Consider the following 24,863-nt stretch of genomic DNA (forward strand, 5'->3'; position numbering starts at 1 on the left):
AGCCGATCAAGAACCCCGATGCCTGGGAAAAGAGCTCCAAGGAGCTGCCGCAGAAGTGGAACGAGCAGGTCATCATCGAGATGAACTGATACCTGTGGGAGCCCTGGCAACAGAGTATTCAGAGGCAAAACCATGCCCCACAAAACCATCCTGGTCCTGCTCGACGGCCTCAGCTACCAGGTCGCCGAGCACGCCATGGGCCACCTGCAGGCGTACGTTGGCGCCGGCAAGGCCGCGCTGTACCAGCTTGAATGCGAGCTGCCAGCGCTGTCGCGGCCGTTGTACGAATGCATTCTTACCGGCGTCGCGCCCATCGACAGCGGCGTGGTGCACAACAATGTCTCGCGCCTGTCCAACCAGCGCAGCGTGTTCCACTGCGCCAGCCAGGCCGGCAAGGTGACGGCGGCAGCCGCCTACCACTGGGTCAGCGAGCTGTACAACCGCTCACCCTTCAACGCCGCCCGCGACCGCCATACCCAGGCGCCGCAGTTGCCGATACAGTTCGGGCACTTCTACTGGGCCGACCACTACCCCGACTCGCACCTGTTCGCCGACGGTGAAGACCTGCGCCTCAAGCACCAGCCGGACGTGTTGCTTATCCACTCCATGAACATCGACGACGCCGGGCACAAGCACGGCCTCGACAGCTCTCAGTACCGCAACAGCGCCCGTGGCGCCGACGTGATCCTGGCCGACTACCTGCAAGGCTGGCTGGACGCCGGCTACCAGGTGCTGGTAACCGCCGACCACGGCATGAACAACGACCGCTCCCACAACGGCCTGCTGCCCGAAGAGCGCCAGGTACCGCTGTTCGTGCTGGGCGACGCCTTCAGCCTCGACCCCGCGGCGCGCCCGCGCCAGACCGAGCTGTGCGGCACCTTGTGCGAACTGCTGGGCGTGCCCCACGACAAACCGCTGTGCCGGGGGTTGCTCAAGTGAGCCAGCCAACCAGAGGGCGCGGCTGGGCGATCCTGCTGCTGATGCCCTTCGCCGCCGTATTCTTCATCTTCCAGATCGCCCCGCTGCTGTGGGTGGCCATCCACAGCCTGCAGACCGACAGCGGCTGGAGCCTGGACAATTTCATCAGCGCCTTCAGCTCGCGGTTCTACCGCCAGGCCATGCAGTTCAGCCTGGAGATCAGCTTCTGGTCGAGCGTGTTCGGCATCATCATCGCTGTGCTGGGCAGCTACTCCCTGCGGCGGGTGGACTCGAAACTGCGCGACTTCGTCAGCGCCTTCGCCAACATGACCAGCAATTTCGCCGGGGTGCCCCTGGCGTTCGCGTTCATCATTTTGCTGGGTTTCAACGGCAGCCTGACCATGATCCTCAAGCAGGCCGGCATCATCGAGGACTTCAACCTGTACTCGAAGACCGGGTTGATCATCCTCTACACCTACTTCCAGATCCCCCTGGGCGTGTTGCTGCTGTACCCGGCCTTCGACGCCCTGCGCGAGGACTGGCGTGAATCATCCGCGCTGCTGGGCGCCAGCGCCTGGCAATACTGGCGGCACATCGGCTTGCCCGTGCTGACCCCGGCACTGCTGGGCACCTTCGTGATCCTGCTGGCCAACGCCCTGGGCGCCTACGCCACGGTGTACGCGCTGACCACCGGCAACTTCAATGTGCTGCCCATCCGCATCGCCGCCATGGTGGCCGGCGACATCAGCCTGAACCCCAACCTGGCCGCCGCCCTGGCGATGATATTGGTGGGCATGATGACCCTGGTCACCGTGGTCCACCAGTGGCTACTGAAGAGGAGCTACCATGTCGCGCGCTGAAGCCAGCCCGGCGGCGCTGTACCACCGCGTGGTGGTGTGGCTGCTGTTCCTGATCCTGCTGCTCCCCCTGGCGGGCACCCTGCTCTACTCCCTGGCCACCAGTTGGTCGGCAACCATCCTGCCCAGCGGCCTGACGTTCCAGTGGTACGTGCAGCTGTGGAGCGACACCCGTTTCCTGCACGCCTTCGGCCAGTCGCTGATCGTCTGCGTGGGCTCGCTGGCCTTGTCGGTGGTGCTGATCCTGCCGCTGCTGTTCGTGGTGCACTACCACTTCCCGCGCCTGGACGCGCTGATGAACATCCTCATTTTGCTGCCCTTCGCCGTGCCGCCGGTGGTGTCGTCGGTGGGCCTGCTACAACTCTACGGCTCCGGGCCCATGGCCATGGTCGGTACGCCGTGGATTCTGATCGGCTGCTACTTCACCGTGGCGCTGCCGTTCATGTACCGGGCCATCACCAACAACCTGCAGGCCATCAACCTGCGCGACCTGATGGACGCCGCCCAGCTGCTGGGCGCCAGCACCTTCAAGGCGGCCCTGCTGGTGGTGCTGCCCAACCTGCGCAAAGGCCTGCTGGTGGCGCTGCTGCTGTCGTTCTCGTTCCTGTTCGGCGAGTTCGTGTTCGCCAACCTGCTGGTGGGCACCCGCTACGAAACCCTGCAGGTGTACCTCAACAACATGCGCAACAGCAGCGGGCACTTCAACAGCGCGCTGGTGATTTCCTATTTCGTCTTCGTGCTGGTACTGACCTGGGCCGCCAACCGCTTGAACAAGGACAAAGACTGATATGAGTTTCGTCAGCGTCGAACAACTGCAGAAGCACTACGGCGATACCCCGGTGTTCAGCGACATCAACTTCACCATCGCCCGTGGCGAATTCGTCACCCTGCTGGGCCCCTCGGGCTGCGGCAAGTCAACGCTGCTGCGCTGCATTGCCGGGCTCACCTCGGTAAACGGCGGGCGCATCCTGCTGGACGGCCAGGACCTGGTACCGCTTAGCCCGCAACAGCGCGGCATCGGCATGGTGTTCCAGAGCTACGCGCTGTTCCCCAACATGACCGTGCAACAGAACGTGGCGTTCGGCCTGCGCATGCAGAAGGTCGCCAAGGAACAGGTGGCCCAGCGCGTGGACGAGGCCCTGCGCCTGGTGGAACTGCACGAGTTGGCCAACCGCTACCCGCACCAACTGTCAGGCGGCCAATGCCAGCGCGTAGCCCTGGCCCGCTCGCTGGTCACCCGTCCGCGCCTGCTGTTGCTGGACGAACCGCTGTCGGCGCTGGACGCGCGCATTCGCAAGCACCTGCGCGAACAGATCCGCGCCATCCAGCAGGAACTGGGCTTGACCACCATCTTCGTCACCCATGACCAGGAAGAAGCCCTGACCATGAGCGACCGCATCTTCCTGATGAACAAGGGCCTGATCGTGCAGAGCGGCGACGCCCAAAGCCTCTACACCGCGCCCACCGACGCGTTCGCCGCCGGCTTCATTGGCAATTACAACCTGCTCGACAGCGAACAGGCCGGAAAACTGCTGCAACGCCCGGTGCACACCCGCCTGGCAATCCGCCCGGAGGCCATCACCCTGAGCTTGACCGGCGAGCTGGAAGGCGAGATTCGTAGCCACAGTTTGCTGGGCAACGTGATTCGCTACCGGGTGCATGCGCGTGGGGTTGAACTGGTGGTGGACGTACTTAACCGCTCGGCGAGTGATTTGCTGCCTAATGGGCAGAGGGTGTCGTTGGCTATCGATGCGCAGGCACTTTGTGAGGTAGCCTGACGCAAGAGCTTTTGATTTTGATCTGCAGTTGATCTGCTTGTGATCTGGCTTGTGATCTGGCTTTTGATCTTGATTGTATGCCCCGTAAAGCGCCCGGGCCGACTGGAGGCGTCGATCAACGGGCTGCCCGAAGGGCCGAGGCCGCAGGCCGAAGAGACGGTAACCCGCAGGCTTCTATAGCGGGTGCCGTCTGCCCGTTGAGCGACGACGGAGGGAGGGGACCCGTAGCGCAGCGTAGGGCCCAAGCAGGGGCAAGCGTTTTTTGCTTACTTTTTTTGGCGTCTGAAAAAAAGTGAGTCGCCGTAAGGGCGAAACGGTCGGTGGCCGCACCCCGAAAATGGATATGTCCAAATCCCTCACAAGCGAGACTCGAAAGCCATGCACATATCCATTACCGAGGGCCCCCTCTCTCCCGCGTCGACCAGTCGGCCCTGGCGCTTTATGGGGCACACAATCAAGATCAAAGGCCGCACGGGATCAAGATCAAAAGCCGGATAGCAGCGCGGCTGAAATTATTGTGTGAACCCATCTGAAGGAACATTTGTATGGCACTGGCAATCTTCGACCTGGACGAAACCCTCATCCACGGCGACTGCGCAACCCTATGGAGCGAACAAATGGCCCGCCTGGGCTGGGTCGACCCGGAATCGTTCATGCGCAAGAACAACGAACTCATGGACGCCTACAGCCAAGGCAAGCTGGCCATGGAAGACTACATGGCCTTCAGCCTGGAACCCATGATCGGCCGCACCCCCGAAGAGGTCGACCACCTGGTAGGCCCTTGGGTAGAGGACTTCATCGAGCCCATCATCTTCAGCGACGCCACCAAGACCATCGCCGCCCACCGCAAGGCCGGCGACCGCATCCTGATCATCTCCGCCTCGGGTACCCACCTGGTAGGCCCCATCGCCGAGCGCCTGGGCGTGGACGAAATTCTGGCCATCGACCTGGACGTGCAGCACGGCGTGTACAGCGGCGCCACCGTTGGCACGCTGACTTACCGCGAAGGCAAGATCACCCGCCTGCTGGAGTGGCTGGACCAGGAAGAAGAAAACCTTGAGGGCGCCACCTTCTACTCCGACTCACGCAACGACCTGCCACTGCTGCTGAAGGTCGACCACCCGCACGTGGTCAACCCCGACCCGGTGCTGCGCGAACACGCGGAAAAGGCCGGTTGGCCGATTCACTCCTGGACGTGATTACGCCGGTAGACGTCCTCGCCCATGGCGGCGATCTGGCCGTCGATCAACGCGTCGAAAGGCGCCAGCAGCGGCTGGAATGACGTGGGTGCTTCCAGCACTTCCAGCGCTTGGGTGATGGCCTCGATGGTGGACAGCGCGCCGGGTGCCGGCGCCTTGCGCAAGCGGTAGCGCGAAGGCGGCGCGCCGTCCAGGGTCACCCGTGGCAGGGCCGCCAACGCGGGGTTGAGGTGCAGCAGCTTGCGCGCCTTGCGCCAGGTGCCGTCAGGCACCACCAGCAGCATCGGCTGCTCCCCCGTGGCACCGGCCGACAGCGGCTGCGCGTCATCGCCGGGGAACAGCAGGCAGGCGCGGTAACCGGGCGGGTTCAGCAAGGCCTGGTCAATGCTTTCGCCCACCACCAGCTCGGCATTCACCAGCCCCAAAGCCGCCAGGCGCGCGGTGTTGAGGGCGTGATTGACCTCGCTGGGGTGCTGCAGAATGAGCACACGGGTGCGGCTGGGCAAGCTGGGGATCAGCGCGCACAGGCAGCGGGGTTCAGGGCGGTTGCAGCGGGGGCAAATGATTCGAGGCATGCCCCATTTTGCCACAGAACCGCCCCCCGTAGCAGCTGCCGAAGGCGGCGTCCGGGGCCTGCGCGGAGCCCCGGACGCCGCCTCCGGCAGCTGCTACAGGTCAGCGGCTAAAGCGCTCCGCCAGGTCATGCAGGTACTCCGCCATGCGCTCCAGCTCCTGGCTGATCTGCGCCCCTTCGCGGGCCTGGGTGGCGCTACGGTCGCACAGCTGGGCGATACGGGTGATCTGCTGGTTGATGTCCTCGGCCACGTGGCTTTGCTGTTCCGAGGCCGTGGCCATCTGCTGGCTCATGCCGGTGATGCGGCTTACCGCCTGGGTTATGCCCACCAGCGCCGTCTGCACGGCCTCGACGCTCTGCACGCTGTCTTTGGAGATCTGCTCGCCACGGGTGGCGGTGTGCACCGCGCGGTCAGCACCAGCCTGCAGCGAGGTGATGATCTGATGGATCTGCTCGGTGGAGCTGCGCGTGCGCATCGCCAGCGAGCGCACCTCGTCGGCCACCACGGCAAAGCCCCTGCCCTGCTCGCCCGCGCGCGCCGCTTCAATGGCGGCGTTGAGCGCCAGCAGGTTGGTCTGCTCGGCAATGGCGGTGATCACGTCGGCGACGCTGCCGATGGACTGGGTTTCCTGGGCCAAGGCATTGACCGCCTGGCCGATCTCGCTGACCGCGCCACTCATCAAACCCATGGCCTGCAGGCTCTGCTGGGCCAGGGCGCTGCCCTGCTGGGCAAGCTGGTCGGCGTCGGCGGCGGCCACGGCGGTGTTCTGCACGTTGTGCGCGACTTCCTGGATGGTAGCGGCCATTTCGGCAATGGCCGTGGCCGACTGGTCGGTTTCGCTACGTTGGCGGTCCAGCAGCTCAGCCTGGGCGCCGGACAAGCCCGACGACTGCGAGGCGCGCTCGCGCACGCTGACACCAGCATCCACCAGGCGGGTGAGCGCGGTCTGCAGCCGCGCCTCTTCGCTGAACATGGCCAGGTCCAGGCGCCCCTGGGCACCCGGGGTATCGCTGTAAGTCAGGGCCACCAAGGGGCTGGTGAAGGATTTCGGGTGTTCGTCCAGCGTGCGCTCGATGTCACGCACCTGCCGGCGCTCGGTCAGCGCCCAGGCGCCCACCAGGCTGGCCAGCACTACCAGCAGCGCCGGGTAGCCGTCGAGGAAAAAGTGGCTGAGCACCGACACGCCGGCCGCTGCAAGAATCGGCCAGCCGCGCAGGAAGGCCTTGCCCAGCCGCGCTGCCGGGGCCACCGGCGACTTGCCGGCCCGCAGGCGCGCGTACAACTGGCTGGCGCGGCGGATCTGCTCACGGCTGGGCACCGCGCGCACCGACTCGAAGCCGCTGATGCGGCCGTGCTCATAGATGGCCGTGACGTAGGCGCTCACCCAGTAATAATCGCCGTTCTTGGCGCGGTTCTTCACCACGCCCATCCACGGCTTGCCCAGCTTGATGGTCTCCCACATCTGCGCGAAGACTGCCGGCGGCATGTCCGGGTGGCGCACCAGGTTGTGGGGTTTGCCCACCAGTTCGTCGTAGGTGAACCCACTGATGCTGACGAAGGCGTCGTTGCAGTAGGTGATGTTGCTGTTCAGGTCAGTGGTGGAGATCAGCCGCTGGTCGCTTGAAAAAGTGCGTTCGTGTTCGGTAATGGGCAAATTCATGCGCATCGTTGGGCCGTCCCTGCTGTCGATGAGAAAATGTGTCATCAAGCTCTGAAAGGTGTAGCAGAGCATTTCAGGGCTGTAGGGGCGTTCGACGCGCCGAGTATCGGCAAACGCACAAATAATGGCGTTTTGGCGGTGCGACCCAGCGCCGCACCGCACGTTTCACACCGGAGTGAGCTGCGCCTTGAGCAAGTCGCGGAAGGTCTGGATCAAGGGTTCGCGGCTGCGACCACGGCGGGTGATCATGGAAAATGGCGCCTGGTAGCCGAAAGTCGCCGGCGATAGCACCCGCAGGTCGCCTTTATCGGCCCACGGCTGGGCATAGTGCTCGGGCAGGTAACCAATGTAGGCGCCCGACAGCACCAGGATCAGCTGCGCCTCCATGCTCTCTACCGTGGCGGCGCTGTGCTTGAAGCCGTGGCGGGCCAGTTCGGCCTGGCTCCAATAGCCACGGCCCACCATGCGCTGCTGGGTGATGACCTGCTCGGGAATGCGCCGCTCGGCGTACAGCGGGTGGCGGTTGCTGCAGTACAGCCAGTGCTGCTCGCGGTACAGCGGCTGGTAGACCAGGCCGCTCATGCGCGTGGAAAACGCGCCGATGGCCAGGTCCAGGCGGTTTTCCTGCACGCCCAGCTGCAATTCGTAGGGGCTGGACACCGACAAGTGCAGGTGCACCGCCGGGTGTTCCTGGCAGTAGGCGCCAATGGCCTCGGCGAACGGCAGCGCACGGTCGCTGACGGTGGAGTCAATGACCCCCAGGTTCAGCGTGCCGCGCAGCTCGCCCTTGAGGGCGGCGGCGTACTGCTCGAAACCTTCCATTTCCGCCAACAGGCGCAGGGTCTCCTGGTGGAACAGCTCGCCCTTGCTGGTCAAGCTGAAACCACCGCGGCCGCGGTGGCACAGCACGATGCCAAGGGCCGCTTCCAACTGGCTCATGTAGGTGCTGATGGCCGAGGTGGACAGGTTCAGTTCCTGCTGGGCGTTGGCGAAGCCCTGGTGGCGGACGACGCTGACGAAGATGCGCAGCAGTTTCAGGTCGGGAAGTGCGTTGGCCATGGGTCACACTGGGTTGAGGATTGCGGCGTCTGTGGGAGCTGGCTTGCCAGCGAGCTTTGCAGTGTCGCAACAGCTCGCTGGCAAGCCCGCGCCCACAAGAACCCATCAATAGAGCAAACAGTGTAACGGCATTACTTCAGAAAAATCTGAACTAAGTATTTCTCTGTAGCGATTCTTCAGGGTCACTACCTTTATGCAGACTCCGCCTCAACGTGCCGGCCTTGACCGAGCGCAAAGAAAAAATACAAACGATGAGGTAACCCGTGGACAAGATTCTTCACCAACCACTGGGCGGTAACGAAATGCCGCGTTTCGGCGGCATCGCCACCATGATGCGCCTGCCGCACCTGCAAACCGCAGCTGGCCTGGACGCAGCCTTCGTCGGTATTCCGCTGGACATCGGCACTTCCCTGCGCTCCGGCACCCGCTTTGGCCCACGCGAGATCCGCGCCGAGTCGGTGATGATCCGCCCCTACAACATGGCCACCGGCGCCGCCCCCTTCGACTCGCTGTCGGTCGCTGACATCGGCGACGTGGCAATCAACACCTTCAACCTGCTGGACGCCGTGCGCATCATCGAAGAAGCCTACGACGAGATCCTGGAACACAACGTAATCCCGCTGACCCTGGGCGGCGACCACACCGTGACCCTGCCGATTCTGCGTGCCATCCACAAGAAACACGGCAAGGTGGGCCTGGTGCACATCGACGCCCACGCCGACGTCAACGACCACATGTTCGGCGAGAAAATCGCCCACGGCACCACCTTCCGCCGCGCCGTGGAAGAAGGCCTGCTGGACTGCGACCGCGTGGTGCAGATCGGCCTGCGCGCCCAGGGCTACACCGCCGAAGACTTCAACTGGAGCCGCAACCAGGGCTTCCGCGTGGTGCAGGCCGAAGAGTGCTGGCACAAGTCGCTGGCACCGCTGATGGAAGAAGTGCGCGCCAAGGTCGGTGACGGCCCGGTGTACCTGAGCTTCGACATCGACGGCATCGACCCGGCGTGGGCGCCTGGCACCGGCACCCCGGAAATCGGCGGTCTGACCACCATCCAGGCCATCGAGATCGTGCGTGGCTGCCAGGGCCTGGACCTGGTCGGTTGCGATCTGGTAGAAGTCTCGCCGCCCTACGACACCACCGGCAATACCTCGCTGCTGGGCGCCAACCTGCTGTACGAAATGCTCTGCGTGCTGCCGGGCGTGGTGCACCGCTGAGGACATGGCCATGAGCAAACAAGAACAAGTACTGCAAGCCGCCCGCGACCTGGTCACCGCTTTTGCCAACAACGACCGCGAGGCGTATTTCGACGCCTTCACGGCCGACGCCACCTTCGTGTTCTACACCCTTGCGCAGCCCCTGTTGTCCCGCGATGCCTATCGTGAGGTGTGGGACGGCTGGCGGCGCGAGGATGGCTTCGAGGTGATTGAATGCACCTCAAGCAACGCCGTCGTCAGCCTGCAGGGTGACGTGGCGATATTCATGCATGACGTGGCGACACAGCTGCGCATGCAAGGGGAGATGTGCTTTAGCCAGGAGCGCGAAACCATTGTGTTTCGCCAACAACAAGAAGGCCGTTGGCTGGCCTGCCACGAACACTTATCCGCTGCACCCTCGACACTGCCCTCCCCTTGAACGCCGCGCCGCCCGCGTAGACGGGCGCCCGCAATGATCGGAGCAGATCATGAACAATAACAACAGCACGACCAGCATCAGCCAGATAGAAACCTTCGGGGTCGAACAGATCCCGGACCACGAAAGGAACGCCAAGCCCCTCGACCTGTTCCGCCTGATCTTCGGCGGCGCCAATACCTTCTCCACCGCGGTGCTGGGCAGCTTTCCGGTGCTGTTCGGGCTGTCGTTCCAGGCGGGCCTGGTGGCCGTGCTGCTGGGCACTTTGGTCGGCGCGCTGATCCTGGCGCCCATGGGCCTGTTCGGCGCCATCAACGGCACCAACAATGCGGTGTCTTCCGGTGCGCACTTCGGCGTGCACGGGCGCATTGTCGGCTCGTTCCTGTCGCTGCTGACCGCCATCGCCTTCTTCTCGCTGTCGGTATGGAGCTCGGGCGACGCCCTGGTGGGCGGCGCCAAGCGCCTGATCGGCCTGCCGGAAACCGACCTGACCCTGGGCCTGACCTACGGCCTGTTCGCGGTGCTGGTGCTGGCAGTGTGCATCTACGGCTTCCGCTTCATGCTGTGGGTGAACAAGATCGCCGTGTGGACCGCCAGCATCCTGTTCCTGTCGGGTATCGCCGCCTTCGCCGGTGCCTTCGACGTGAACTACGCCGGTACCGTCAGCCACGGCCAGGCCGGTTTCTGGGCGGCCTTCATCGGCGCCTCGCTGGTGGCCATGAGCAACCCGATCTCGTTCGGCGCGTTCCTGGGCGACTGGTCGCGCTACATTCCGCGCAGCACCGCCAAGGCACGCATCATGGGCGCGGTGATCTTCGCCCAGCTGGCCACCCTGCTGCCACTGATGTTCGGCCTGGCCACCGCGACCATCGTCGCCACCCAGGCGCCGGACTACATCGCCAACAACAACTACGTCGGCGGCCTGCTGGCGGTGTCGCCGGGCTGGTTCTTCCTGCCGGTGTGCCTGCTGGCGGTGATCGGCGGCATGTCCACCGGCACCACCTCGCTGTATGGCACCGGCCTGGACATGTCCAGCGTGTTCCCACGCCTGCTGTCGCGGGTGCAGGCCACCCTGCTGATCGGCCTGATGTCCATCGCCTTCATTTTCATCGGCCGCTTCGCCTTCAACCTGGTGCAGAGCGTGTCGACCTTCGTGGTGCTGATCATCACCTGCACCACGCCGTGGATGGTGATCATGCTGATCGGCCTGCTGGTGCGCCGCGGCTGGTACTGCCCCGATGATCTGCAGGTGTTCACCCGCGGCGAACAGGGTGGCCGCTACTGGTTCCACCATGGCTGGAACTGGCGCGGGCTGGGGGCCTGGATTCCCAGCGCGCTGGTGGGCCTGTGCTTCGTCAACCTGCCGGGGCAATTCGTCGGCCCGCTGGGCAACCTGGCCGGTGGCATCGACATCAGCCTGCCAGTAACCCTGGGGCTGGCGGCGGTGGTGTACCTGCTGCTGCTCAAGCTGGTACCGGAAGCGGCAGCGGTGTATGGCCCAAACGGTAAAACCGGCAGCACCTCCATCGCTGCCGGCGCCACCACCGCCTAACCCGTAGCAGCGGCCGCCGGCCGCGTCCTGGGTATCAGGACGCAGCCTGCGGCAGCTGCTACGTACACAATAAGATCGGAGATTTACCCATGGCTTTGGATATTTTCGTCGTCGCGATCTACGCGGCGGGCATGCTGCTGCTTGGCTGGTACGGCATGCGCAAGGCAAAAACCCATGAAGACTACCTGGTAGCCGGCCGCAACCTGGGCCCATCGCTGTACATGGGCACCATGGCCGCCACCGTGCTGGGCGGCGCGTCCACCGTCGGCACCGTGCGCCTGGGCTATGTACATGGCATTTCCGGCTTCTGGCTGTGCGCGGCCCTGGGCCTGGGCATCGTCGCCCTGAACCTGTTCCTGGCCAAGCCGCTGCTGAAATTGAAGATCTTCACCGTCACCCAGGTGCTGGAGAAGCGCTACAACCCCATGGCCCGCCAGGCCAGCGCGGTGATCATGCTGGCCTACGCGCTGATGATCGGCGTGACCTCGATCCTGGCCATCGGCACCGTGCTGCAAGTGCTGTTCGGCCTGCCTTTCTGGCTGGCGGTGCTGGCTGGCGGCGGCGTGGTGGTGGTGTACTCGACCATTGGCGGCATGTGGTCGCTGACCCTTACCGACATCGTCCAGTTCGTGATCAAGACCGTGGGCCTGATGTTCATCCTGCTGCCCATCTGCCTGTACCGCGTGGGCGGTTGGGACCAGTTGGTGGCGAAACTGCCGGCGTCCAGCTTCAGTTTCACCAGCATTGGCTGGGACACCATCATCACCTACTTCATGATCTACTTCTTCGGCATCCTGATCGGCCAGGACATCTGGCAACGGGTGTTCACCGCCAAGAACGAAAAGGTCGCCGTATACGCCGGCACTACCGCAGGCCTGTACTGCATTGTCTACGGCCTGGCCTGCGCGCTGATCGGCATGACGGCCCACGTGCTGCTGCCGGACCTGGATAACGTCAACAACGCCTTCGCCGCTATTGTGAAAGCCAGCCTGCCCGATGGCATCCGCGGCCTGGTGATTGCCGCAGCCCTGGCCGCCATGATGTCCACCGCCAGCGCCGGCCTGCTGGCCGCCTCCACGGTACTCACCGAAGACCTGCTGCCCAAGCTGCGCGGCGGCAAGCAGTCGAGCCTGGGCATCAACCGCCTGTTCACCCTGCTGACCGGCATTGCGGTGCTGGGCATCGCCCTGGTGGTGAACGACGTGATCAGCGCCCTGACCCTGGCCTACAACCTGCTGGTAGGCGGCATGCTGATTCCGCTGATCGGCGCTATCTTCTGGAAGCGCGCCACCACTGCGGGGGCCATCTGCAGCATGACCCTGGGCTTCATCACCGCCCTGGTGTTCATGTTCAAGGACGGCCTGGATGCCAACACGCCCATCTACTACAGTCTGGCAGTGGGCCTGGTGAGCTTCGTGCTCGTCAGCCTTTTGTCACGCCGCCCGGCGCTGGCGGCGAAACTGGCCTAACATACTGAAAAAAGCCGTATCCCCGATGAGGGATACGGCGCTTTCACAAGGAAGGGCCGCTGTTGTTCTGACAGTACCGCAAACGAATTGCCGGACGGAGCGTGCACGCATTTCGGAGGTCTGCCATGAATAGAACCGATATTCAGCTTTACATCCACAGCACCATCGAGCAGCAACTCGCCGCGCAGCATTGCGACACGCCACGGCTGGACCTGCCCGAACTCTTCCACCGCCTGGAAAACCTGTTCGGCGTGCCGCTGGACCCTGACCGGCTGCTGCCCCAGGTCAGTACCATCAATGACCTTTCCCGCCTGATTCAGAGGATGAATCCCCACGACCACGCTTCTGCGTAGGGGCCTCGCCATGCCGCGATTCGGTATCCGCAAGACGGTACACAACTTCATCAGCGACTACCTGGGGGACGGCGACTTCGACGACGACGTCAGCCTGGAATCCCTTGGGCTGGAAAAGAAAGACATCATGGAATTGATTACCCGCCTGGAGGACGAGTACGGGCTGACGGCCTTTACCAGCGAGGAGGACAAGTTGCTGGAGCAGGCGGTGACGGCCAACGACCTATGGCGGTTCCTGCAGGAAATAGCGCGCCATTGACTAGATCGATGTGGGAGCGGGCTCTGCCCACCCCCACAGGCGGCGTCAAACCTTAACGGCGCGGCTGGCGGCGACGGTCGTTGTCTTCGGTAGGAATCGGGATCGGCTGCAGCGGTGGCGGAATCAGGCCCAGGGCAACGCCAAGGTCATGGAGCCAGTTATACAGAGTGCGGTTCATAGAGCCCCCCTTAGGGTAAACCTGAGCGACGGGTCAATGTTTGCGTCGTCTCAAGCAGATCATAGTCCTGATTGCCATCATGCGCACCGGGTAAAGTGCGGCAAAACGTCTCAATCAGGACGAATTTCATCCACCAGCCACCTTGCGCCCGACGATCGGTAACCTACACCGACCCACCGGCAATCTGCGCCTTGCTGGCCACCTCATCGAAGACCTCCGGCAGCAGCGGGTCCTCCTGCTCGTCCAGCACCTGCCGCGGGTGTTCGTGCCCGGGAATACTAGTGTCGATCAGGCTCAACAGGCTGGAACCCCGGGGCGTGAGCACGAAATTCTCGCCGTTGCCGCCTTCGTCTTCCGGGCGCGGCTCGATATAGCCACGGTCCAGCAACAGCTTCTCATATTCGCCGGCCAGCGCCTTCAAATGGTCCAGGTCACCTGGCGAGTCGCCGTCGGCAGCCACCTGGGCGGCGTGCTGCTCGGCATAGGGGCGTGGCGTGAAGCTGTGCCCGGCGCCGTTCTGCACCTCATGCAACAGGCGTTCGAGCAAATCCCAGTTATACGTTGTCATCCTGAGCTACCTCCAACACTGAGTGAAAAGGCCTACACAGCTTGTGACCCGCGCGCCGCGCAGCCGTTCACGCTGAACTTTCGGCGCGTGCGCAGGCTCCACCGGGTATCGCGGCAGGAGGTGGATGATGAAGACGGTAATGAGCATCGCGGGCGCGTGCATGCTGGTGCTGAGCGTGAACAGCTTCGCCTGCACCCTGGAAGAGGCCACGGCCAAGCGCGAGCAGCTGGCGCAGGAGGTGGCCAACCTGACTCAACAGAACCCGCAGAAGGCCAGGGAGATCAATGAAGAATTGCAAGGCATGAAACTGGACACCGCCAGCAAGGATTTGCCGGACAAGTGCCAGTTGATCGACAAGCGGCTGCAGGAGCTGAAGGAAGCCGGCAGGAAAGCCGACTCCTGAATAACGTAGCCGCTGCCTGAGGCAGCGGCTACATAGCCGTATTACTCGGCGTCAGCAGCCGGCTTGCGGCGCTTCAGCGGCGCCATGCCGTCGGCGCTCACCAGCTGGTCGGCCTTGGGCTTGTTGACCGTCTTGCGCTTGGTCGGGCCCTTGGCGGCGGTTTTCTTGTCGCCTTTCTTGGCGTCGGTCTTTTTCTTCTTCACGCCCACGGCCTTGCCCGAGGCCTTGACCTTCTTCGGCCCGCTGTAGGTGCCTTTGACTTCCTTGATCACACGGCGCTCGAACTTCTGCTTCAGGTAGCGCTCGATGCTCGACATCAGGTTCCAGTCGCCGTGGCAGATCAGCGACACCGCCAGGCCTTCGTTGCCAGCGCGGCCAGTACGGCCGATGCGGTGCACGTAGTCGTCGCCGCTGCGTGGCATGTCGAAGTTGATCACCAGGTCCAGGCCGTCCACGTCCAGGCCGCGGGCCGCCACGTCGGTGGCCACCAGGATCTTCACGCCGCCCTGCTTCAGGCGGTCGATGGCCAGCTTGCGGTCCTTCTGGTCCTTGTCGCCGTGCAGCACGAACGCCTTGTATTCCTGGGCCACCAGGCGGCCATAGATACGGTCGGCCATGGCACGGGTATTGGTGAAGATGATCGCCTTCTGATAGGTCTCGTTCGCCAACAGCCAGTTGAGGATCTGTTCCTTGTGCACGTTGTGGTCAGCGGTGACGATCTGCTGGCGGGTGCCTTCGGCCAGCTGGCTGACGTTGTTGATCAGCAAGTGCTCGGGGTCCTTCAGCACCTTGCTCATCATGTCGCGCAGGCCGGCGCCGCCGGTGGTGGCAGAGAACAGCAGGGTCTGGGCGCGGTCCTTGCACTCGTCGCTCAGGCGCGTGACGTCTTCGGAGAAGCCCATGTCCAGCATGCGGTCTGCTTCGTCCAGCACCAGCACTTCCACCTTGCTCAGGTCGAGGTTGCCGGCGTTGAGGTGTTCAAGCAGGCGGCCGGGGGTGCCGATCAGAATGTCCGGCACCTTGCGCAGCATGGCGGCCTGCACCTTGAAGTCTTCACCGCCGGTGATCAGGCCGGACTTGATGAAGGTGAACTGCGAGAAACGCTCCACTTCCTTCAGGGTCTGCTGGGCCAGCTCGCGGGTCGGCAGCAGGATGACGGCACGAATTTCCACGCGCACCTTGGCCGGGCCGATCAGGCGGTTGAGGATGGGCAGCACGAAGGCTGCGGTCTTGCCGCTGCCAGTTTGCGCCGTCACCCGCAGGTCGCGCCCTTGCACTGCCAGCGGGATAGCCGCTACCTGCACCGGGGTAGGCTCGACGAAATTCAGCTCGGCCACGGCTTTGAGCAGGCGTTCATGCAAGGGGAATTGGGAAAACACGGGTGTTACCTCGGCGAAGTACATAAATTCAACTGCATAGCGTAACGGTTTGCGCGGCAATAAGCCGAATTTCTTTACGTCCTGTAACGTACTAATTGCCATTTTGTCGTGGTGATGGGCTCTAATGGTCAGTCCTTCAGCCTACCGGACACCCGCTGCAACCCATGGATACTCACGCTTTCTGGCTTCAGGCACAGGCCCTGTGGGCCACCCTGGAACATCAACCGCTGCTGCGCACCGGCCTGGCCCTGGCCGTGCTGCTGGGCATCGCCCTGGGCCTCGGCCGCCTGGCGCGCCAGGTGCTGCTGTACGGCATGCGCCTGCTGGGCCGACAGCCGGCACTGCACTGGCTGGACGACCTGCACCGCAACAAGGTCTTCCATCGCCTGGCGCAGACAGTGCCCTCGCTGGTCATCCAGTTCGGCCTGGCCCTGGTGCCGGGCCTGAGCGACAAGACCGCGCTGTTCATCGGCAACCTGGCCCTGGCCGTGACCTTCCTGTGCCTCACCCTGGGCCTGGGCGCCCTGCTCAACGGCCTGCTGGACATCTACGCACGCACCGAACATGCGCGCACGCGCTCCATCAAGGGCTATGTGCAGTTGGCCAAGATGATCCTGTACATCTTCGCCGCCATCATCATCGTCGCCACGCTCATCGACCGTTCGCCGCTGTTGCTGCTGTCGGGCCTGGGCGCCATGTCCGCGGTCATCCTGCTGGTGTACAAGGACACCCTGCTGTCATTCGTGGCCAGCGTGCAGCTGACCAGCAACGACATGCTGCGCGTGGGCGACTGGATCGAAATGCCCCAGGTGGGCGCCGATGGCGACGTGGTGGACATCACCCTGCACACGGTGAAGGTGCAGAACTACGCGTGAGTTGAAGCCTGCTTCGACGTATCGTGAGCTCGCAGCAATCTTGACAGCAACAAGCCTCCTCAGAGGGAATGCAGGCGAGGCACCTAAGCACCCCTCACCTCAAGCCGTGCAAAGCAGATCCTTATTCACTCTTAAAAACGCTTTGGCTTATTCCAGAGTCGCAAGTGGATGTCGACATTGAGTGGCAGGTGTCCGGTTGGCGGCTATCAACGGACATAGGTGCGCAATGCCTTGGTCAGTTTCATGCTGCAGATAAGGCGTGGCAAAAGGCGACTGAAAGATAACGCCGCAGTGGTGTTGATTGAGGCGCTGCCCTTGACGCCTTGATGAAGGCGCGCCGACCAGCTGTGCCACACTATTGACACCATGTAGAATCGCCCGCCTCTTTTACCAACTACTGGGATTGGCGGTGCCTACAACTTGGCTTGAGGTTGTCGATAAAGCGATGAAGATCGGCCTGGGTGCGGTGGCTATAGGCATAGCGACCCATGTCAACAATGGCCGAAGCCACACTAGAACCATAGAGAAAGAGCGCCACGCGAAGAACGTGGAAATGCTAGAAAGCGTGGCCCTCAGTATCGAAGAGGTCACTCACGTACTGCTGAAGCACTGGGCGCACATCACTGACTGGGCCAGGATCAAAGACCGTGGGGATGCCCCTTCGGAAGAGAAGCTCAAGCTGATCACCGAATACCGCCTTGAGCTTTTCAAGCTGTTCAAGGGACTTACCAATAGTGAGGGTCGGTTGCTTCTCATGGGGCATGCCAATCAGCAGCTGCGAGAGTACGGCCAACTTATATCTGATTACTATCGTTTCGCAAGCGTGAGTAACGACAAGGTCACGGTCGCGGAACTCGATGGGTGGCGTAAAAAATCATGGATAGCCGTCTGAAACTATATTCCGCGCTGAATGCTGCGTACCGCACCGAGGGGTGAAATACAGCGTAAAAAGGGCATCTTTGCCTCACCTGTGCTAGCCCCTCATTTCCACTCGCCGCACCTGCCGCCCGAAAGCTTGTGCGGTATTGCGGGGTGAATCTGTTACAACTCCACGCGCAGCCCGTCCAGCGTCACGCCGTCTCCCCAGGCGGACAACTCGCACCGCATCCCTCGAATAACTTGGCGCGAGCGCTGCCGGCGATCTACAGGCGCACGCATAGTGACGTGCTGCCGCTGTGCGAGTGGGCGTTCAACTTCCGGTTCGGTAATGTTCATCTCCGCCCCCTCCGCAGAACGCCGGGAACCACGAGCCGGCGCGGACAATTTCCTTGTCTGATTTGCAGCCCTACCCTAGCGCCTGTCGGCGACCGCTTCCACTCCTACGAGATTGCTGGACTGGGGCCACGGGGATCAATGTGGTTCCGCTAGCACCTACACCCATGCCAGGGCTCGTGGAGTGATCAAGATCCCTAGAGCCACATGTAGCTTGAACGCTCTGCCAAAACCCTATCGATGTAGTCAGCGGAGCTCAAATAAAGCTTGGTGCCGGATGTGCCACACCGTCATCGCAGGGTGGTCATACACGTTGAATGCGGCGAGGTAAGGACGCGATTGATGGTCTTAACCTCCCTCAGTAAGCTCAAGAGGTGAGGCTCAACTTACGTTATGACCAGGTGCCGATCCAGCGCCTAAGGGCCAAAAATCGGCAAAACTGGCGTCAGAGAAGACCAGTAGCCACGCTAGGCCATGTCCATGTGTCCCGATAAGCCTCAGTCCAAGCTCCGGCCGAGACGACAGCTTCTACTCACAGACCAGTTCCGTCCGCCGCCAACATCGTTAATCAACTAGCCCAAACGCGCTTCACGTTGATGCCGGGGCCGCCGGGCGGGCTGAAAAACTGTTCAAAAACGTTCAGCAGCCAGATTTCTTTCGACCGCCAGTCACTTTTTATCACTAATATAAAAAACCATGTCAATTAAAGGAAAAACAGAGCATTGAAAGCCCTTTGGGCAATTTTCAGTAATTACTATCCAGTAAGCCAAAAGATACCAAAACCCACCTACAACGCCATTTGGGAGGCACACCGGGTAAACCTGACAGAATTCCAAAGGCCTTATATTGATCTAATTGACACGTAGCAAAGAAGACCAAGCCCTGCGGAGCTCTAATTAAAAAATAATCGAAAAAATAAACCTCCATTCCCGAAAATTAAAAATCGGAAACCCACGAAGCACACGCCTTACAGCCGAGCACCCACCTCAAAACCAATTAAAACGCCTATAAAATAAAATAAAAAATCAATGACAATACTGGGCTAATTAAAAATCAAACTTTAAGCATTCGACAAAACCACCTCTTGCAAAATTTCCTACACTCTCTACTCTGCTCACCCATTGAAATTGGTTCGGAGTACCTCCTCTGATTCCTCTCCTGACCTCTAACATGTAAGAGCATCATGTACACAACTGTAGAATTGAAAGGGCTCACCCCCTTCACAAAAAGCAACAAAGTCCCCATAGAAGCAATGGTCTCTGTTCCAACTGACCCTTCCGTCTTTTACCCAGTGGAGTACCAAGACGAAGATTACATTCAAGGGATGAAGATCATTCTTCAGCCTGATGGCACGCCTTGGGTAGAAGGCAACCTCTATCTCTTTTGGCGAGCCAAGCAGTACCCCAAACTCTCTGCGGAAACTTTAGGTGCTGAGGCGGTCAACCTAAAAGAGTTTATGAATGTAATGCTCGACCACGATCTGGATCACCTAGATTTTAAGGGAAGGGAGTTTGAAAGGCCGACATACCGGTTCAAAGCACACTTCAAGTTAGCTATTGCACGTAGCGAGAGGGGGGCTACAGGCGTTAATAACAAGATACGCGCCATGATTCGGTATTACCGATGGCGAATGAGATATCGAAACTTCATACCGGCAAAGCCACCTTGGAAAGAGAAAATCATTCATGTATCACGTATTGACAGACATGGCTTTACCAGAACCCGAGAGGTAATTACCACAGATCTAACCTTCCCAGAAAACAAAGATGAATCAAGTGATTTCATTTATGACGGCGGAAAGCTTCGCCCACTCCATAAATTGGAGCAAGACGCGGTGATTAAAGCGCTTCTCCTCATAAGCAACATTGAAATGCTGCTCGCATTCATCTTGGCACTATTCTCCGGCATGAGAATTCAAACGGTACTAACCATACGAGTCGGAAATGTGATTAAGGCCTCTTCAGACGATACTGGCACATATTCGATAAGCGCAGGAGAGGGTTTTCTCATAGATACTAAATATGGGAAGAAGCAGAGCATTCAAGTTCCTGGCTGGGTACATCATCGGCTATTCACCTACCTTCAGTCCGAGCGTTACAAATACCGCAAAGACCAAGCGTTGGAAAGGGATGAGTCTGAGCAATATGTTTTTCTTAGCAGAACCGGAAAACCACTATATGTAAGCCACCTTGACAAAGATATATATAAGAACCATGAAAAAGGTTCGGCAGTACGAAAATTTATCAAGGACACTTTGGCTCCGCAGCTAAAAGCACAGGGTCACCACTTCACATTCAGTTTTCACGACTTAAGGGCTTCATTCGGCATGAATTTGGTAGATGAGCGCAGAGAACTCCTTGCCCAAGGCAAAATCGGCTATCTCGAACTGATCGACTATGTTGCTAAGCGCCTGCACCATTCCAACCGCAAGACCACGATGAGTTACTTAGACTACCGGCGTGTCAATGAAATGGTGCACGAAGCTGACAGTGATTATCAGAGGCACATCATGAGCTTGGTGGGGGACTGAAATGGACTACAGGCCCTGCTGCGAGATTCGCCTTGACGTCCAAGTAAACCACGCCAAACTGCTAAACGAAGTTCATAATGTGCTGGCAAGAAATCCAATCGAATCAATTCTGGTGCGGTTTAGCCATCGACAGGCTTTTGATTTTGGAGCTATTTGCTTTGGTGTTCGTTCTGGCGCGAAAGCGAGGAGGAACGTCGACGTATCTACACACCTTCCGAAGCGGCTGGCCAGAGTGAAAAACCTGGCGAGCCACATCATAACCATGAGCCTTACTCGAGCAGCTCTTAGCTCAGGCTACTCCGCAATAGCGGACTGGGTAATTATGGCCAAGTGGTGCGAGAATAACGGATTCGAAAGCTTTCTTGATGACTCAGACTCATATCATGGAGCATTGGTGGCGTTCAGTGAGTACCTTAACACTGACCACAGGGAATACAACACACGCAGGCGTATGCAAACCGTATGTAAAACATGCGGTGAGCATATATTTCCAGAGGAAGAATATATCTTCGCACAGCTTCCTCTGATAGTGCGTCCTCAGGAAAAAGCCACGACTGAGATACAACCACCAAGTCGCGAATCGATTAAATATCACCTGCAGACATGTGAGCCTCTCTTTACTGGACTAACTGAATTCTTGATCAAAGAAGAGGCAATGCCATATAAACTAAAGGTCAGAGATGGGTATGCATGGATACTACCGGATGACAAGTATCCGCTCATAACCGACAAGATTCTTGCTAAAGGTGGCGAGCAGACTGCCGGGTCTCGATCCTTTGACTACAGCCTGGCCCGCTTGAGAACGTTAGAAGAATTTCGAAGCCGCTCCCTTTCAAATAATGACACCTACTATTATGATGCAAAAAAACTATATGAGTCTAGGCTTAGACTCGCCAATTCGTCTAGAGACGCCAAGTACCGCGTATCCCTTGCTAGGATTGCTCATGACAGCTTTATTTCAATGTTTGTTGCAGCGACAGCCATCAACGAATCCCCTCTGCGTGAAATTCCTTGGGATGCAAATTTCGAAATAGCAAACACTGAAGAAATTGGTGTGCGATCCATCAAATTTCGAGCCAACAACAAGGAAGTCATTGTTCGCGTAAAGGCAAGTTTTATCAAGCACTTCCGAAAATTTATTACACTGAGGAACTACTTGTGCCATGGAGTTGACCACCCCTATCTCTTTATTGGATTTGATGGCAACAAGCTATCCAACTACAGAATTCTCGACACAAACATCCTTCGTCGCCTTCATGACCGGATACAAAGGTTGGTCGACCCGGATGTGCCGTGCCTCAGCTATCAAAGCTTTAGAAACTATAAAGATAACTATGTCGCGAAGAAACATGGCCACGAAGCGTCACGAATACTCTTAGGTCACAGTGAAAGGACGCAGAGAGGTAGCTACCTAAAAGCCAATGAGCAAAGTTCGGTCGATCAGATCGGAAAATTCCATGCTGTGGTCAATGAGTTCTTTGGAAGTCCGCACCCCTGTTCTACACCAGTCGGGGGTTGTGTAAGTGAGGGGGCACCACTGAAAAGTGAAACCGCGCAAATCACCTCTGAACCGGACTGCAAAAGCGAAGTCGGCTGTTTGAATTGCGTACATCACCAGGTTCATGCGAACCGTGAGGACGCCTGGAAATTACTCAGCCTAGAGTTTGTAATAAAGGAAATGATCCACTCGAGCGCTAGCCTGGAGCACTTCAATCTGATTCACGGCCCGACGCTAGGGAAAATTCAAAAACTTCTAAATGAAATGCTGTCAGTCAACCCTTCGCTTGAAAAAACCCTTGAGGAATTGCAGGCGGAAGTTTATGAAAAAAACACACTAACCGACTACTGGCAACGACATCTTGAACGACTTTTCCGATTAAAGGTAATAGTGTGAACAGCATCTCAACTAGCATCAAACCTCTCTCCTACGATACTGATAGCCTTGTCGAAAATACGGGAGGCCTTGGAGACAATCCTGAAAGCCTACCAGGCAACAATGAGAGTCTTCCATGCAACAATGAAAATCTGCTACACGAAGAGCATAGTCAGCCATATGTCAACGTGGCTTATCTCGGCATGGATTTGGACGACCTGAACAGCACATGTATTATCAGCTACAGCCGCACTGGACTAGCGATTTTTCTTTCAGACATGTATTGGGACTTCCCGCAATTAGGGCTCGTGCCAACGGATTCGACTTCGTTCAACTTTGAACTGTATAGGTCAAAATCCAAATTCAACGATATCAACATCAAAACCTCGCAAGTCCTTCTTGCGACAAACATCTTCTCGCTTGGTCATCGTGGATCGGTGTTGAGGATCTCAACTATTGGTTCGGCCTTCAGGGCGCTTCGGATCCTGACAAAATGCGCTGACAAAAAAAACATCTCAATCCAGGAACTAATTTCTTCACCTGCTCATATGGACTTCGTAGATGACATAGCGCGAACCCACACGTCTTGCATTGGAAAAATGGTTTCTGACTACTTTAAGTTAACCTCCAATGCGCTTAACCTGAATCCGCACAAACGTTTTTTTGAGGTTCTGCGCAAGCGATGTGCCAGCAGATACAACGAAGAAAAACAAACACCCGTCATTCCAAGCCGTATTCTTCATGCTCGCTACCACCACTACAACGATATTGTACTCGACCTCATCAATTACGGTGACATGATCGAAGCGTTTTCGGAAAAGCTGGCTGCGGATCCTCTTTATGGCCGAGACTCTTCTAAGTCGTCAAGATATGAGATGGAGTTCGGCTACCAACACGCTGTAGAAAAAAAGCGACCGAACTTTGCCAGAGCGGTAAGCGACCACAACCTTCAATACTTCTGTAACAAGTACAACATCCGGCAACCTGCAAGCCTGGCACGGCATATGGCGCTGGTTCAACACAGTGCAAAATGCCTGGTGCATATCTATACGCTTGTAAGGGATCACGAAGCGAAACTTCTAGAAGATGAGTGCATTCAAGAAGCTGAGGGTTGGAACTCTAAGGGTTTGTACCTGATGGGTATCTCAACCAAGTTAACAGGACAAGCGAAGGACACAGCCTGGATTGCCAACGAGTTGATTACCGAGCCTATTAAATGCCTTAAAATAATTAAAGACATTATTGCTCCCTATGTCCCTGAGGGAACCAATGGTGGTGACTGCCTGCTTCTCACGCCAAGCTTCTTACCTTTCTCCCACAACGAACCCGGCGATACAATCATTATCAAAGATTTCACGCGATACGAAAAGTATCTACCGCCTATTCTTATTGAAGAGGACGACATACTTCAACTGGAATCTATTGATCCGCTTGCAGACTGGCGCTCAGATCCAAAATATAAGGTAGGAAGGCCATGGAAGATTGCGTCGCACCAATTTCGAAGGACAATGGCGGTGTTTGGCGCTCAAAGTCAGGTACTGGACATTCCAGAACTTAAACGGCTTCTAACCCACCTCACTGAGTCCATGAGCATTTACTACCAGCGTGGCTGCTCAGCAGGCGATTACAACATGAAAACCAAAAGTCCAGAGCTGGCAAAAGACTTTGAAAAAGCGACGAATGACGCCAGGTGGATCTCATACCTTAATGAAGTTTTGTATTCGACTGAGAAGCTGTATGGCGGCCATGGTGAGCGTGTAACAACAATGAGCAAAATAAATGATCCAGACAGGATTATCTACCGACAGACAGCCGAAGAAACAATGAAGAAATCCAAGAATGGTTTGATTTTCTATCAACGCACGCCCCTAGGTGGTTGCACAAGCAGCAAACCTTGTAACGACCGCGCTCATGGAAACTTTGCGAATTGCTTCGGATGCGCCAGCTCCGTGCTCAAAGTAAGCAATGTTGAGTCCGTAATTGAGCATGCCAAGATCGACCTTCTAGATCTCGATCCAAAATCTTTCGAGTACAGGATGGAGCAGCGCAACATTCAAGATTACGAAACCATTCTCAGCCACTTTAACTAACTAATATCTATGAACAGCAATATCAAAGGCACAGGCCTGCAAGACCTCTACGACGCCCTACTCCGCTTAGTTGACAATAAGCCGGAGCGAATAGACAAAGGATTCAAGATCTCTCTTCGCACCGTTGCCCTCGAAGCCGGGAAAGATCCGAGCCTTATCAGGAAGGATCGTGATATCTACGAGCATCTGATCGCGGACATTGAAAATTACGCCGCCCTTCAGAAGGAGAGGATCGCCAAGAAGAACGGCCAGGTTGCCGATCTCAAAGCTCGCATCGCTAAGCTTCGTAATGATGCGGAACGCTTTGAGGATCTGTGGAAAGCCGCCCTAGCCCGTGAACTTTTCCTTCTCGAACAGCTTGATGAATACGAGCTTCGATGGAAAAAATATACCAACGTCGTTGATCTCGTACCCAACAACTCACCTACCAACCACTAATACGCTACC

Annotated in this window: 23 protein-coding genes and 1 pseudogene; 18 read left to right on the forward strand and 6 right to left on the reverse strand. The window is 58.6% G+C overall.

The annotated features are described in order from the left end of the window. Positions 1-132: 132 nt before the first annotated feature. The 5 genes from AC0SZ7_RS07650 to AC0SZ7_RS07670 all read left to right on the forward strand — a co-directional run bounded on the left by AC0SZ7_RS07650 (position 133) and on the right by AC0SZ7_RS07670 (position 4,752). Positions 133-939: an alkaline phosphatase family protein gene (locus AC0SZ7_RS07650; RefSeq protein ID WP_475503826.1), complete on the forward strand. Its 807-nt coding sequence runs from the start codon at positions 133-135 to the stop codon at positions 937-939. Positions 940-980: 41 nt separating this feature from the next. Next, on the forward strand, positions 981-1,778 hold the full coding sequence (locus AC0SZ7_RS07655; RefSeq protein WP_475504101.1) for an ABC transporter permease: 798 nt from the start codon (positions 981-983) through the stop codon (positions 1,776-1,778). Next, positions 1,765-2,562, forward strand: coding sequence for an ABC transporter permease (locus AC0SZ7_RS07660; RefSeq protein ID WP_475503827.1), 798 nt, complete (start codon positions 1,765-1,767; stop codon positions 2,560-2,562). The genes AC0SZ7_RS07655 and AC0SZ7_RS07660 overlap by 14 nt, the downstream gene beginning before the upstream one ends. A 1-nt stretch (position 2,563) precedes the next feature. Continuing rightward, the gene (locus AC0SZ7_RS07665) at positions 2,564-3,553 is read left to right on the forward strand and encodes an ABC transporter ATP-binding protein (RefSeq protein WP_475503828.1); all 990 of its coding nucleotides are present in this window, start codon (positions 2,564-2,566) and stop codon (positions 3,551-3,553) included. 545 nt (positions 3,554-4,098) lie between these two features. Beyond that, on the forward strand, positions 4,099-4,752 hold the full coding sequence (locus tag AC0SZ7_RS07670) for an HAD family hydrolase (RefSeq protein WP_416422942.1): 654 nt from the start codon (positions 4,099-4,101) through the stop codon (positions 4,750-4,752). Here the strand turns inward: AC0SZ7_RS07670 and AC0SZ7_RS07675 are convergent. The 3 genes from AC0SZ7_RS07675 to AC0SZ7_RS07685 form a co-directional block, all read right to left on the reverse strand. Continuing rightward, positions 4,737-5,327 carry a tRNA-uridine aminocarboxypropyltransferase gene (locus AC0SZ7_RS07675; RefSeq protein ID WP_475503829.1) on the reverse strand — a complete coding sequence of 197 codons (591 nt, stop codon included), beginning with the start codon at positions 5,325-5,327 and terminating at the stop codon, positions 4,737-4,739. The two genes, AC0SZ7_RS07670 and AC0SZ7_RS07675, sit on opposite strands and share 16 nt — an antisense overlap. Before the next feature lie 100 nt (positions 5,328-5,427). Then, complete coding sequence (locus AC0SZ7_RS07680) at positions 5,428-6,993, reverse strand: methyl-accepting chemotaxis protein (protein ID WP_475503830.1); 1,566 nt, start codon at positions 6,991-6,993, stop codon at positions 5,428-5,430. A 159-nt stretch (positions 6,994-7,152) separates the two neighbouring features. After that, a complete protein-coding gene (locus tag AC0SZ7_RS07685) occupies positions 7,153-8,046 on the reverse strand; it encodes a LysR family transcriptional regulator (protein WP_416422940.1) in 894 nt (297 codons plus the stop codon). Positions 8,047-8,309: 263 nt separating this feature from the next. Here AC0SZ7_RS07685 and speB point away from each other — a divergent pair, with 263 nt between their 5' ends. The 6 genes from speB to AC0SZ7_RS07715 all read left to right on the forward strand — a co-directional run bounded on the left by speB (position 8,310) and on the right by AC0SZ7_RS07715 (position 13,308). After that, positions 8,310-9,260, forward strand: a complete 951-nt coding sequence (gene speB / locus AC0SZ7_RS07690; protein ID WP_027977277.1) for an agmatinase — start codon at positions 8,310-8,312, stop codon at positions 9,258-9,260. A 10-nt stretch (positions 9,261-9,270) separates the two neighbouring features. Next, positions 9,271-9,678: a YybH family protein gene (locus AC0SZ7_RS07695; protein ID WP_475503831.1), complete on the forward strand. Its 408-nt coding sequence runs from the start codon at positions 9,271-9,273 to the stop codon at positions 9,676-9,678. A gap of 49 nt (positions 9,679-9,727) precedes the next feature. Next, positions 9,728-11,227: a purine-cytosine permease family protein gene (locus AC0SZ7_RS07700; protein ID WP_475503832.1), complete on the forward strand. Its 1,500-nt coding sequence runs from the start codon at positions 9,728-9,730 to the stop codon at positions 11,225-11,227. An 89-nt stretch (positions 11,228-11,316) separates the two neighbouring features. Continuing rightward, a complete protein-coding gene (locus AC0SZ7_RS07705; protein WP_475503833.1) occupies positions 11,317-12,696 on the forward strand; it encodes a sodium:solute symporter family protein in 1,380 nt (459 codons plus the stop codon). Positions 12,697-12,821: 125 nt separating this feature from the next. After that, positions 12,822-13,049 (forward strand): hypothetical protein, encoded by a 228-nt coding sequence (locus AC0SZ7_RS07710; protein ID WP_475503834.1) that lies wholly within the window; start codon positions 12,822-12,824, stop codon positions 13,047-13,049. 10 nt (positions 13,050-13,059) lie between these two features. Beyond that, positions 13,060-13,308, forward strand: coding sequence for a phosphopantetheine-binding protein (locus tag AC0SZ7_RS07715; RefSeq protein WP_475503835.1), 249 nt, complete (start codon positions 13,060-13,062; stop codon positions 13,306-13,308). A gap of 52 nt (positions 13,309-13,360) precedes the next feature. Here AC0SZ7_RS07715 and AC0SZ7_RS07720 read toward each other — a convergent pair whose 3' ends face one another. Together AC0SZ7_RS07720 and AC0SZ7_RS07725 are read right to left on the reverse strand one after the other, a co-directional pair. Next, positions 13,361-13,486, reverse strand: a complete 126-nt coding sequence (locus AC0SZ7_RS07720; protein ID WP_008372425.1) for a PA1414 family protein — start codon at positions 13,484-13,486, stop codon at positions 13,361-13,363. Between the two features lie 163 nt (positions 13,487-13,649). After that, positions 13,650-14,054, reverse strand: a complete 405-nt coding sequence (locus AC0SZ7_RS07725; protein ID WP_475503836.1) for a transcriptional regulator — start codon at positions 14,052-14,054, stop codon at positions 13,650-13,652. 127 nt (positions 14,055-14,181) lie between these two features. Between AC0SZ7_RS07725 and AC0SZ7_RS07730 the strand changes: the two genes are divergently transcribed. Further along, entirely contained in the window at positions 14,182-14,457 is a 276-nt protein-coding gene (locus AC0SZ7_RS07730; RefSeq protein ID WP_475503837.1) for a hypothetical protein, read from the forward strand. Between the two features lie 41 nt (positions 14,458-14,498). On the opposite strand, the gene AC0SZ7_RS07735 is transcribed toward AC0SZ7_RS07730, so the two are convergent. Next, positions 14,499-15,836: a DEAD/DEAH box helicase gene (locus tag AC0SZ7_RS07735; protein WP_475503838.1), complete on the reverse strand. Its 1,338-nt coding sequence runs from the start codon at positions 15,834-15,836 to the stop codon at positions 14,499-14,501. Positions 15,837-16,000: 164 nt separating this feature from the next. On the opposite strand from AC0SZ7_RS07735, the pseudogene AC0SZ7_RS07740 reads away from it, so the two are divergent. From AC0SZ7_RS07740 to AC0SZ7_RS07765, 6 genes and pseudogenes are all read left to right on the forward strand, one after another. Continuing rightward, a pseudogene (locus AC0SZ7_RS07740) lies at positions 16,001-16,705 on the forward strand (mechanosensitive ion channel domain-containing protein); the annotation flags it as partial. A 451-nt stretch (positions 16,706-17,156) separates the two neighbouring features. Then, a complete protein-coding gene (locus tag AC0SZ7_RS07745; RefSeq protein ID WP_475503839.1) occupies positions 17,157-17,603 on the forward strand; it encodes a hypothetical protein in 447 nt (148 codons plus the stop codon). A 1,503-nt stretch (positions 17,604-19,106) separates the two neighbouring features. Beyond that, a complete protein-coding gene (locus tag AC0SZ7_RS07750; protein WP_475503840.1) occupies positions 19,107-20,453 on the forward strand; it encodes a site-specific integrase in 1,347 nt (448 codons plus the stop codon). A 1-nt stretch (position 20,454) separates the two neighbouring features. Beyond that, a complete protein-coding gene (locus AC0SZ7_RS07755) occupies positions 20,455-22,347 on the forward strand; it encodes a hypothetical protein (protein ID WP_475503841.1) in 1,893 nt (630 codons plus the stop codon). Further along, positions 22,344-24,416, forward strand: a complete 2,073-nt coding sequence (locus tag AC0SZ7_RS07760; protein WP_475503842.1) for a hypothetical protein — start codon at positions 22,344-22,346, stop codon at positions 24,414-24,416. The genes AC0SZ7_RS07755 and AC0SZ7_RS07760 overlap by 4 nt, the downstream gene beginning before the upstream one ends. Positions 24,417-24,425: 9 nt before the next feature. Then, positions 24,426-24,854: a hypothetical protein gene (locus AC0SZ7_RS07765; RefSeq protein ID WP_475503843.1), complete on the forward strand. Its 429-nt coding sequence runs from the start codon at positions 24,426-24,428 to the stop codon at positions 24,852-24,854. The last annotated feature ends 9 nt before the right edge of the window (positions 24,855-24,863 follow it).

This window comes from Pseudomonas sp. JC1203, from assembly GCF_056175065.1.

Coding starts and splice junctions, on each gene's coding strand:
- AC0SZ7_RS07755 (WP_475503841.1), top strand. CDS start 20,455: ATGGACTACAGGCCCTGCTGCGAGATTCGCCTTGACGTCCAAGTAAAC.
- AC0SZ7_RS07720 (WP_008372425.1), bottom strand. CDS start 13,486: ATGAACCGCACTCTGTATAACTGGCTCCATGACCTTGGCGTTGCCCTG.
- AC0SZ7_RS07730 (WP_475503837.1), top strand. CDS start 14,182: ATGAAGACGGTAATGAGCATCGCGGGCGCGTGCATGCTGGTGCTGAGC.
- AC0SZ7_RS07710 (WP_475503834.1), top strand. CDS start 12,822: ATGAATAGAACCGATATTCAGCTTTACATCCACAGCACCATCGAGCAG.
- AC0SZ7_RS07650 (WP_475503826.1), top strand. CDS start 133: ATGCCCCACAAAACCATCCTGGTCCTGCTCGACGGCCTCAGCTACCAG.
- AC0SZ7_RS07715 (WP_475503835.1), top strand. CDS start 13,060: ATGCCGCGATTCGGTATCCGCAAGACGGTACACAACTTCATCAGCGAC.
- AC0SZ7_RS07655 (WP_475504101.1), top strand. CDS start 981: ATGCCCTTCGCCGCCGTATTCTTCATCTTCCAGATCGCCCCGCTGCTG.
- AC0SZ7_RS07695 (WP_475503831.1), top strand. CDS start 9,271: ATGAGCAAACAAGAACAAGTACTGCAAGCCGCCCGCGACCTGGTCACC.
- AC0SZ7_RS07750 (WP_475503840.1), top strand. CDS start 19,107: ATGTACACAACTGTAGAATTGAAAGGGCTCACCCCCTTCACAAAAAGC.
- AC0SZ7_RS07725 (WP_475503836.1), bottom strand. CDS start 14,054: ATGACAACGTATAACTGGGATTTGCTCGAACGCCTGTTGCATGAGGTG.
- AC0SZ7_RS07680 (WP_475503830.1), bottom strand. CDS start 6,993: ATGCGCATGAATTTGCCCATTACCGAACACGAACGCACTTTTTCAAGC.
- AC0SZ7_RS07765 (WP_475503843.1), top strand. CDS start 24,426: ATGAACAGCAATATCAAAGGCACAGGCCTGCAAGACCTCTACGACGCC.
- AC0SZ7_RS07670 (WP_416422942.1), top strand. CDS start 4,099: ATGGCACTGGCAATCTTCGACCTGGACGAAACCCTCATCCACGGCGAC.
- AC0SZ7_RS07665 (WP_475503828.1), top strand. CDS start 2,564: ATGAGTTTCGTCAGCGTCGAACAACTGCAGAAGCACTACGGCGATACC.
- AC0SZ7_RS07705 (WP_475503833.1), top strand. CDS start 11,317: ATGGCTTTGGATATTTTCGTCGTCGCGATCTACGCGGCGGGCATGCTG.
- AC0SZ7_RS07745 (WP_475503839.1), top strand. CDS start 17,157: ATGAAGATCGGCCTGGGTGCGGTGGCTATAGGCATAGCGACCCATGTC.
- AC0SZ7_RS07685 (WP_416422940.1), bottom strand. CDS start 8,046: ATGGCCAACGCACTTCCCGACCTGAAACTGCTGCGCATCTTCGTCAGC.
- AC0SZ7_RS07700 (WP_475503832.1), top strand. CDS start 9,728: ATGAACAATAACAACAGCACGACCAGCATCAGCCAGATAGAAACCTTC.
- AC0SZ7_RS07675 (WP_475503829.1), bottom strand. CDS start 5,327: ATGCCTCGAATCATTTGCCCCCGCTGCAACCGCCCTGAACCCCGCTGC.
- AC0SZ7_RS07660 (WP_475503827.1), top strand. CDS start 1,765: ATGTCGCGCGCTGAAGCCAGCCCGGCGGCGCTGTACCACCGCGTGGTG.